Genomic DNA, 9,328 nt, shown 5'->3' on the forward strand with positions numbered 1-9,328 from the left:
ATAAACACAATACCTGGATCACCCAAAGTAATTTTATCGACGTTGATTTCTTTTAAAAATGTCAGATACTCTGGGACTAATTTCATTTTTTCAGGGTGCATAATGCCATTTACTGCAACTAGCACTTGTTTGCCCATTTCATGTGCACGTTTCACAATCTCGCGTTGTTCATCTCGTGTAAAAGATACGGGCAAACGCAACCCGAATGTTTCTTCTCCAATATATAATGTATCCACACCTGTTGCGAGTAATTCTACAGCCTGCTCAACAGATTCTGCAGTTGCAATCAGTTCAATCATAAATATAGCCTCCTTCTTTATGACCGTTTAATAGTATCATACGTTCACAAACTTTAAAAGAGCCTATCTGTATTAAACGTACATTTTTCACAATGTTTCCGAAAAAATTTTGGTAGAAAAGCGTCATCCGCTTACCTACCAAATGCTCTTTTTTTTAATTACTGGTCATCTGTTCTTTGGTCACTCGTTCAAGTGGTATTTTCGTTCATAAAACGTTACTACAACGGTGAATAACCACGCTGCCGCTAAGCCTAACAAGCTGCCTAAAACAATCCCCAAAAAGCGGAATTGAATCAACGTTATCACGTACTGCTGACGAACGAGCAATGAAAGCATCAGAGCCATAGGCGTTGTGAAAAATTGCGCCAATCCATAATTACGACGAATAAAATACTCAACGGTCACAAATAAGATTGTAATCACGACAATCGATTCAAAAGTTGTCAAAGCTAAATTAAGCAGAAAAGCGGAAATAACCAATCCAATCGTTGTGCCAAAAATTCGCTGAATATTTCGCTGCTTAATCGCACGTAAATTGTCTCCTTGTAGAATGGATGCACAGGAAACGACTAACCAATACGGATTTTGTAAATGTAAACTTTCGCTGATATATACAGCAAAAAATAAAACAAAGCTATAATATATGCTATCTAATGGTGCTTCTGGATGCCGATAAATTCGTTCCCGTAATGATCGCTTAGCTAGCGGGGCACTGATTTCCTTCTCTGTAAAATGCAACACTAGTGCAAACAAAATGGAAAAGCCAATGCCTAATAACATACAGCCACTCATGAACGGAATTTTTGCTAGTGGAATGCTCGTACTGGCACCCATCGCTGTCACCATCACACCAAAGAAGGCCCCCGGTTTTGAAATATCGTAGACTTCAAAGAAAAAGCGGCCACCAAAACCGACCAGGGCAACAACAATTGGAATGAGCCATGCAATATGGGTCGATAACATGCCTAACAAATTTCCTAAAAAAAGGTAACTACCGACCACAGATAAACGAGTCATTAACTGTTTTAATGGTAGCGGCTGATAATATAAAAAAGTAAAAATACCTAACGAGCCAAAGCTTGAAATCAATAATTGATGATTGATATAGCCCAAAAAAAGAATGCTGAACATAACCAAGCCAGCAAACACTAGTCGAAAAGGATTATCCTTTGGACGTTGATAATGTAGTAATTCTCGAAAAAAAGATTGTTCCATTCCATCACCCCTCCTTATTAACGTAGCACAGAAAAATCAATCTGGCAATTCTCAAAAAGAAATCGCCACTGGAAAATAGAAAAGTCTGGTACAAAAACCCTAAATGGTTTTTGTACCAGACTTTGCATCTCATCTATACAGTTTGTAATTCTTTCGCTTCTGTTTTTGGTGCTTTTGGTGCCCGCACATTTAACGTGATTTTGCCTTTGCTAGCGCCTAAAGTTACTTTATCCCCTAACTGAATTTGACCAGAAAGAAGGGCTTCACTTAAACGATCTTCCACTTCTTTTTGCAAGGCCCGACGAATTGGACGTGCGCCATATTCTGGATCAAACCCGACTTTACCAATAACTTCAATTGCAGCTGGTGTGATTTTCACTTTAACCTCTTGTTCGGCCATCCGTTTCACGACAGATTGACTCATAATTTTTACGATTTCATGAATTTCCTCTTGTTTCAAGGAATGGAAGACAACCGTTTCATCAATTCGGTTTAAGAATTCTGGACGGAAGGCTTTTTTCAATTCTTCCATGATTCGTTTTTGCATTAATTCATGATTTTTAGAAATGTCTTTCACATTGAAGCCAACATGTTTTTCTTCACGAATCGCTGTTGCTCCTAAGTTGGAGGTCATGATTAAAATCGTGTTACGAAAATCGACTTTTCGTCCTTTGGCATCCGTTAAATGGCCATCATCTAAGACTTGTAATAAAATATTAAAGACATCTGGATGGGCTTTTTCTACTTCATCTAGCAAAATAACGGAATAAGGACGTTGACGAATTTTTTCAGTTAGTTGGCCGCCTTCTTCGTAGCCGACATAACCTGGAGGAGAACCGATTAAACGGCTAGTACTGTATTTTTCCATAAACTCAGACATGTCCACGCGAATCAAGGCTTCTTCGCTGCCAAACATCGCTTCGGCTAAGGCTTTGGCAAGTTCTGTTTTCCCAACCCCTGTTGGTCCTAAGAACATGAAGGAACCAATCGGTCTTGCTGGGTCTTTCAAGCCACTACGCGCACGACGGATAGCGCGTGAAACAGCTTCAACTGCTTCATTTTGGCCAACGACCCGTTGATGTAAAATGGTTTCTAATTCCATCAATCGTTCGCTTTCTTTCTTCTCTAGCTGCTGCAAAGGAACGCCTGTCCATTGTGAAACGACTCCAGCCACGTCTTCTTCTGTTACTTGCGTACTGTAACCAGACAGACTTTTTTCTTTCACTGCAATCAATTCTTCTAGTTTTTCCATCACTTGTTTTTCTTTTTGACGAATCCGAGCAGCACTTTCAAATGATTGATTTTGAATGGCCTCTTCTTTTTCCGTAATTAATTGAGAAATTTCGGTACGCAATTCATTAATTTCTGAAGGTTGATCTGCCTTATCTAAACGAACTTTTGCTGCAGATTCGTCCATTAAATCAATTGCTTTATCTGGTAATTGGCGGTCATTTAAATAGCGAATCGATAAGTGAACCGCTGCATGTAGAGCTTCATCTGTAATTTCTACGCCATGATGTTTTTCATAGCGTGAACGCAAGCCTTTTAGAATTTCTTCTGCTTCTTCTGGCGTTGGTTCTGCTACTTGAATACGGGCAAAACGACGTTCCAAAGCGGCATCTTTTTCAATATATTTTTGGTATTCATCCAGAGTTGTCGCACCAATTGTTTGCAACTCGCCACGTGCTAAAGCAGGTTTTAAAATATTTGAAGCATCGATCGCCCCTTCTGCACCGCCAGCACCGATCAAGGTATGCAATTCGTCAATAAATAAAATGACTTGTCCATCTTGATAAATTTCATCGACAACTTTTTTCAAGCGATCTTCGAACTCACCTCGATATTTGGTTCCAGCAACCAAGGCACCCATGTCTAGCATCATTAAACGTTTGCCTTGCATATCTTCAGGGACTTCCCGGTTGACAATTTTCTGGGCTAAGCCTTCTGCTATCGCTGTTTTCCCAACACCCGGTTCACCGACTAGGACAGGATTGTTTTTGGTACGACGACTCAAAATTTGAATCAAACGACGGACTTCGGTACCGCGACCAACTACTGGATCCAAGCTTTGTTCTCGTGCTAATTTGGTTAAATCCCTCGCTAAAGAATCCAATGTTGGCGTCCCTTGTGGCGCATTTTTACTTTGACCATTCCGACGACGTTGTGCACTATTGGGTTCGGAAACGCCCATTTTTTTCAATAATAATTGACGCATTTTGGATAAGCTTAATCCTAAATTCACTAAAATTCTAGACGCTAAAATTTCTTCGTCTCTTAACAAGCCTAATAATAAATGCTCGGTACCAATCTTTTGAGCCCCTAAGCGCTTCGCTTCATCTCCCGCATAGGCAAAGATTTGTTTGGCTCTTGGTGAATAAGGTAAGTATAAGTTGTTATTCCCCATTGGACTTTGCATGGTGCCATAGCCACTTAAATGCTCAATTTCTTCACGGATGTCTTCTGTGTCAGTATTCAATTGTCGTAATGTTTTTCCGGCAATCCCATTTGGTTCTAAAACGAGTGCTAATAATAAATGCTCAGAACCGACGGATTGATGACGAAAATACTTCGCTTCTTCTTGGGCAATCGCCAGTACGGCTTTCGCACTTTCTGTAAATAGTTCATCCATAGTTATTCCTCCTCATAGCTCAAGCGCTCTAAAAATGAACGCATTATTTGAGCTCTTAGAAAATCTTCGTGATTCCCCAGACCATTCAATGTGCTTTTACTTAAAGCAGCTAGCATTAAATTGCCTTCCTTTTTCGTAATCACTTCTTCTTCATACAATGTTTGAATAAATGTTAGCGCATCTTTTTCTGTTAAGGTTGCGCCAATCAATTGATCCATTTGTTTTAGTAATTGATCGTTATCTGAAATTTGTACTTTGACAATGCGAATATAGCCGCCTCCACCACGTTTACTTTCAACTGCGTAGCCTCGTTGGATGGTAAAACGTGTATTAATTACATAGTTAATTTGTGAAGGAACGCAATTAAATAAATTAGCCATTTCCGCCCGACGGATTTCAATTTTATTACTTTCTTCTAAAATCTTTTTTAAATAAGCCTCGATTAAATCTGACGTATTTTGATTACTCATAGTCTTCCATCCTTCTTCTCTCTTGACTAATATTGACCATTATTATATCGAACTTTGCCTATTAAATAAAGAGGAACGCTTTGACTTTAATAAAAAAATGCAAAACAGGAGGAGCAACCTCATTCAAACTGACTTAAGTTCCCCTCCTAAAAATGAAAATATGTTATTGAATCACAGAGGCTGAGACAAAAGTGTTTAGCTCCAAGAATTTCGGCTTATTGTTTTCTCGCCAAAGGCTCGTCACAGTTTTATCCTTGCGAATTCCGAAGGAGTTGCTTTTGTTCAGCTGATTATCTTAATGTCTCACAAAAACGATTCTTCGCCATAGGCTTGATCCAAGGCTTGTTGAATATCTTCGATAATAGATGTTGGCTCTTCCAAACCAACGTACATGCGAATGTGCGCTGGCGACAAACCTCTTTTCTGAACAGCCGCTAAGTTATTGCCTTTGAATACAGGCAAGGCCAAACTTTCAAAGCCACCCCAACTGACCCCAATTGTGACCAGCGTCAATGCATTCACAAATGTTTTCAAACGTTCAAAATCGGTATCTTTTAAATCAATCGCAAACAATGAGCCATAACCTGTTAAATATTTTTCTGCTAACGCTTGTTGTTGTTGATTTCCTACAAAAGGATGATATAATCGACTGATTCGCGGATCCTTTTGCAAAGCCGACAGCACCGTTTGGATGGCTTGAGACTGATGCGCCAACCGAACAGGCATGGTACGAATACCTCGTAACGCTAACCAAGAATTGAAGGGACTATTGACTGCGCCTAATGCTTGATGACCATGTTCAAAAATTTGATCTACAAGCGCTGCTTTGCCAATGACAGCCCCTGCTACAATATCCGAATGACCACCAATATATTTGGAACAAGAATGAATCACCAGGTCCACATTATGGCATAAAGGATGCTGAAATAACGGTGACGCCCACGTGTTATCAATGACAGTGTATGCGCCGATTTTTTGTGCTAACGCAGTTATTTTTTCTAAATCTAGCAGTTCAAACTTTTGTGAGGACGGACTTTCAAAGTAAATGACTTTGGTGTTTTCCTGAACAAATTGAAAAAGTTCTTCTGTTTCTGCAACGTCTACTTTGGTCAAGGATACGCCAAATTTCTCTAAATATTGCACAAACGAAACAGATTCTCCATAAATTGTGTTGACCATTAAAACATGATCGCCTTGTTGGAGCAACGTAAACAGCGTTGCCGAAATAGCGCCCATTCCTGAGGCAAAAACTTTACATTTTTCTCCACGTTCCAAACGAGCAATTTTTTTCTCTAAAATTTCTGTTGTGGGGTTGGTGCCACGTGTGTAAACATAATTATTTTTTTCATCTATACTCGCTGCCATAAATTCTTCGTAAGTTGGAAAATAAAAGGAAGAGGTTTGAACCAACTCGGGCACCATCGGATGATACATTTTTTCTATTCCTTTTTCCACTTCACAGCAAATATTTTCATCATTCTCAACATGCATTTCCTTCACTCCTCTTTCTCTACAATGTTTCTGGTACTTCATGGGCTTCTTCTTTTTGATATTGTCGATCTAAGGCTTTTACAAATGGATAATAAATAACGACACTAGCCGCAACAGCTAAAACTTGCGTCACTGCACCTTGCCATTTTCCCACTAAAAAGCCCGAAAACAGAAAGGGCGTAGCCCATGGTGCTTGAATGTTTGTAAACATTGGCATGAACCCAATTTTCATTGACAGAAAGGCAATCAAGACCGATACAATCGGCGCGACCGCAATCGGAATCAATAATAAAGGGTTAAAAATAACTGGGAGTCCAAAAATCAAGGGTTCATTAATGTTGAAAAATGCTGGAACAAACGAAATTTTCGACATGGCTTTCATTCTAGATGAATGTCCGACGATGGCCATTGCAATAGCCAAGCCAATCGTGCAACCAGCGCCTCCAATTGTGGCAAATTGATCGAGCATTTGGACCGTGCCAAAGTTGCCACTTTGAGCAGTTAATTGTCCTAATTCCGCTAAGCTTTGGTTTTTGTCTGCATTCGCATACAAAATAGGATATAGCATGGAATTGATGACAGTTGGATGAATTCCAAACCACCAGAACAGTCCATTTAAGCCAGCCACAATAATAATTGCAAAAGGGGTTCCGATTAAACCTTGCAGTGGCGCTTGAATCACCGCATAAATTAATTGCGGGAAGGAATCCGCAAACGAAAGCCCAATCCCATTAATCAATAAAGCCACCGCTACCACAAAAATCCCAGGAATCAATGCACTAAAAGCTTGGCTCACCATAGAAGGCACGCTTTCAGGCATTTTGATGACTAATTTTTTCTTAATACAGAAACGAGTCAATTCAACCGAAAGAATTGACATAATAATGGCCGTAATCACCCCTTGCGTTCCTAACCAATCAAACGATAAAACTTTCGTCACAACTTCGCCTGATTCTGTGATCACCGTTTTCGGTAAAACGACTACGTAAGCAACAATTCCTAAAATTAATGAAGTTAAACGATCCATTTCGTAACTTTCCGCCAATTTATAGGACATCGTCCCAGCAAAAATAATTCCCATCATGTTGAAAGTCGCTCGATAAGCTGGTGAAATCATATCCGCCCAACCTGCACCGAAAATTCCAGCCATAAAATCGCCATACCCTGCTACTGGAAAATCTGTAATCAACATAAAAATCGACCCAATAATTGTTAACGGCATAATTGCAAAAAAACCATTTCTTAAGGCTTGAAAATAACGTAAACTTGTAATCCTTGAAACTTTAGGCACTACGGCTTGCTCCACCCAGTTTGTTAACTTATCCATTTCACTTCTCTCCTTAATCCTTTGTGATATCCTCATCATAAAGAAACCGCTTTCTTATGTAAATACAACTAACTGATTCTGTAACTATGTTTCATAATTCATACGCTTAAGGTATACTGAAAGCGAAACAAAGTACCACAGAGAGGTGAACCCATTGAATCTAATCGAATGTTTAGAACAAAAAGAACGCTATACATATAACGAAGGGCTAATTATTGATTTTATTTTATCTCATACTGAACGAGTCCTGCATATGTCGATTTATGAACTAGCAGAAGCCACCAACTCTTCAACTTCCACGATTGTTCGTTTGTGTAAAAAAACAGAAACTAGCGGTTTCAAAGAATTTAAAATCCGCTTGTCCCGCGACTTAGAAATTCACTACCAAGCAATCCGGAATGTTGATGCGAATATGCCTTTTTTAGCGCAAGATTCTGATTTACTAATTGCCAAGAAAATTGCGCAGTTAACGACTGAAACCGTTCAATCCACTCAACAGTTATTAACCGAGGCCATGTTAAATAAAAGCATTGATTTACTTTTAACCGCTGAAAATATTTTAGCAGTGGGTGTCAGTAACTCCTACATTCGCTTAACGGATTTTCAAACAAAGTTATTACGCATTCAGCTATTTATCCATTTAATCCCTTATCAAGCTGAACAATTTTATTTAGCCATCAATGCCACCAAAAATGACGTAGCCATCCTCGTCTCTTACAGTGGTAACACTGCAGAAATCGTAAATGAAGCACGGATTTTTGCAGAAGGAGGCACCCCGATTATTGCCATTACTTCAGACTTGAACAGCCAATTAGCTAAATACGCCACAGTGATTTTGCCCATTCCTAACGTTGAACATGCAGATTTCAAAGTCTCGACCTTTTCCTCTCAACTAGCCATCGAATATATTCTCAATGTCCTTTATTCCTGTATTTTTAGTCGCAATTTCGATAAGAACTACACATCACAAAAAAATACACCTACTTCGATACTTAAATTTTAAACAAAACAAAAAAACAGTACTGATGATCAGTACTGTTTTTCACAATCGGGAAGACAGGATTCGAACCTGCGACCCCTTGGTCCCAAACCAAGTGCTCTACCAAGCTGAGCTACTTCCCGGGCTATGAAGTTAAAGTAATAAAAAAAGACTATCGAATTAAAAAGAAACTCACGTGCACCTTTTTAAAACTTAGTCAATCACTCAACTATGCACCCAAAGGGAGTCGAACCCCTAACCTTTTGATTCGTAGTCAAACACTCTATCCAGTTGAGCTATGGGTGCTAAATATAAAACAATGCCGAGGACCGGAATCGAACCGGTACGGTGATCACTCACCGCAGGATTTTAAGTCCTGTGCGTCTGCCAGTTCCGCCACCCCGGCGTAATGAATTGGCTAAGCGGAAAACGGGGTTCGAACCCGCGACCCCCACCTTGGCAAGGTGGTGCTCTACCACTGAGCTATTTCCGCAAAATGGTGCCGGCTAAAGGACTTGAACCCTCGACCCTCTGATTACAAATCAGATGCTCTACCAACTGAGCTAAGCCGGCTAAATATGCGGGTGAAGGGACTTGAACCCCCACGCCTTGCGGCGCTAGATCCTAAATCTAGTGCGTCTGCCAATTCCGCCACACCCGCAAATGAAATATGAATATGAGCCGTACAGGGCTCGAACCTGTGACCCTCTGATTAAAAGTCAGATGCTCTACCAACTGAGCTAACGGCTCAAAAAATGGAGGTTAACGGGATCGAACCGCTGACCCCCTGCTTGTAAGGCAGGTGCTCTCCCAGCTGAGCTAAACCTCCAAAAACAACAATTCGCGTGGCGACGTCCTACTCTCACAAAGGGAAACCCTTCACTACAATCGGCGCTAAGAAGCTTAACTTCTGTGTTC

Annotated in this window: 6 protein-coding genes, 8 tRNA genes and 1 pseudogene; 1 reads left to right on the forward strand and 14 read right to left on the reverse strand. The window is 40.1% G+C overall.

What is annotated here, in order from left to right:
• The 6 genes and pseudogenes from KQI94_RS14260 to KQI94_RS14285 form a co-directional block, all read right to left on the reverse strand.
• Nucleotides 1-299: pseudogene (locus tag KQI94_RS14260) on the reverse strand (U32 family peptidase); the annotation flags it as partial.
• A gap of 180 nt (nucleotides 300-479) precedes the next feature.
• The gene (locus tag KQI94_RS14265; protein WP_002354721.1) at nucleotides 480-1,514 is read right to left on the reverse strand and encodes an FUSC family protein; all 1,035 of its coding nucleotides are present in this window, start codon (nucleotides 1,512-1,514) and stop codon (nucleotides 480-482) included.
• Nucleotides 1,515-1,647: 133 nt separating this feature from the next.
• Entirely contained in the window at nucleotides 1,648-4,143 is a 2,496-nt protein-coding gene (locus KQI94_RS14270) for an ATP-dependent Clp protease ATP-binding subunit (protein WP_002368524.1), read from the reverse strand.
• A 2-nt stretch (nucleotides 4,144-4,145) separates the two neighbouring features.
• Nucleotides 4,146-4,613, reverse strand: coding sequence for a CtsR family transcriptional regulator (locus KQI94_RS14275; RefSeq protein ID WP_002354715.1), 468 nt, complete (start codon nucleotides 4,611-4,613; stop codon nucleotides 4,146-4,148).
• A 303-nt stretch (nucleotides 4,614-4,916) separates the two neighbouring features.
• On the reverse strand, nucleotides 4,917-6,146 hold the full coding sequence (locus KQI94_RS14280; RefSeq protein WP_002390700.1) for an aminotransferase class I/II-fold pyridoxal phosphate-dependent enzyme: 1,230 nt from the start codon (nucleotides 6,144-6,146) through the stop codon (nucleotides 4,917-4,919).
• Nucleotides 6,124-7,431 carry a PTS transporter subunit EIIC gene (locus KQI94_RS14285; protein ID WP_024041653.1) on the reverse strand — a complete coding sequence of 436 codons (1,308 nt, stop codon included), beginning with the start codon at nucleotides 7,429-7,431 and terminating at the stop codon, nucleotides 6,124-6,126. Before KQI94_RS14285 ends, KQI94_RS14280 begins: the two co-directional genes overlap by 23 nt.
• 145 nt (nucleotides 7,432-7,576) lie before the next feature.
• Here KQI94_RS14285 and KQI94_RS14290 point away from each other — a divergent pair, with 145 nt between their 5' ends.
• Entirely contained in the window at nucleotides 7,577-8,434 is an 858-nt protein-coding gene (locus KQI94_RS14290; RefSeq protein ID WP_002354705.1) for a MurR/RpiR family transcriptional regulator, read from the forward strand.
• A gap of 45 nt (nucleotides 8,435-8,479) precedes the next feature.
• On the opposite strand, the gene KQI94_RS14295 is transcribed toward KQI94_RS14290, so the two are convergent.
• The 8 genes from KQI94_RS14295 to KQI94_RS14330 all read right to left on the reverse strand — a co-directional run bounded on the left by KQI94_RS14295 (nucleotide 8,480) and on the right by KQI94_RS14330 (nucleotide 9,239).
• A tRNA-Pro gene (locus KQI94_RS14295) sits at nucleotides 8,480-8,553 on the reverse strand.
• A gap of 89 nt (nucleotides 8,554-8,642) precedes the next feature.
• A tRNA-Arg gene (locus tag KQI94_RS14300) sits at nucleotides 8,643-8,716 on the reverse strand.
• Nucleotides 8,717-8,730: 14 nt separating this feature from the next.
• Nucleotides 8,731-8,816, reverse strand: a tRNA-Leu gene (locus KQI94_RS14305).
• A 15-nt stretch (nucleotides 8,817-8,831) separates the two neighbouring features.
• Nucleotides 8,832-8,903, reverse strand: a tRNA-Gly gene (locus tag KQI94_RS14310).
• Nucleotides 8,904-8,907: 4 nt separating this feature from the next.
• A tRNA-Thr gene (locus KQI94_RS14315) sits at nucleotides 8,908-8,983 on the reverse strand.
• A 6-nt stretch (nucleotides 8,984-8,989) separates the two neighbouring features.
• A tRNA-Leu gene (locus KQI94_RS14320) sits at nucleotides 8,990-9,071 on the reverse strand.
• A 16-nt stretch (nucleotides 9,072-9,087) separates the two neighbouring features.
• Nucleotides 9,088-9,160 (reverse strand) — tRNA-Lys (locus tag KQI94_RS14325).
• A gap of 6 nt (nucleotides 9,161-9,166) precedes the next feature.
• A tRNA-Val gene (locus KQI94_RS14330) sits at nucleotides 9,167-9,239 on the reverse strand.
• Between the last annotated feature and the right edge of the window lie 89 nt (nucleotides 9,240-9,328).

Origin of the sequence: Enterococcus sp. S183_ASV_20 (genome assembly GCF_018919685.1) — a bacterium.
Classification (GTDB): domain Bacteria; phylum Bacillota; class Bacilli; order Lactobacillales; family Enterococcaceae; genus Enterococcus; species Enterococcus faecalis.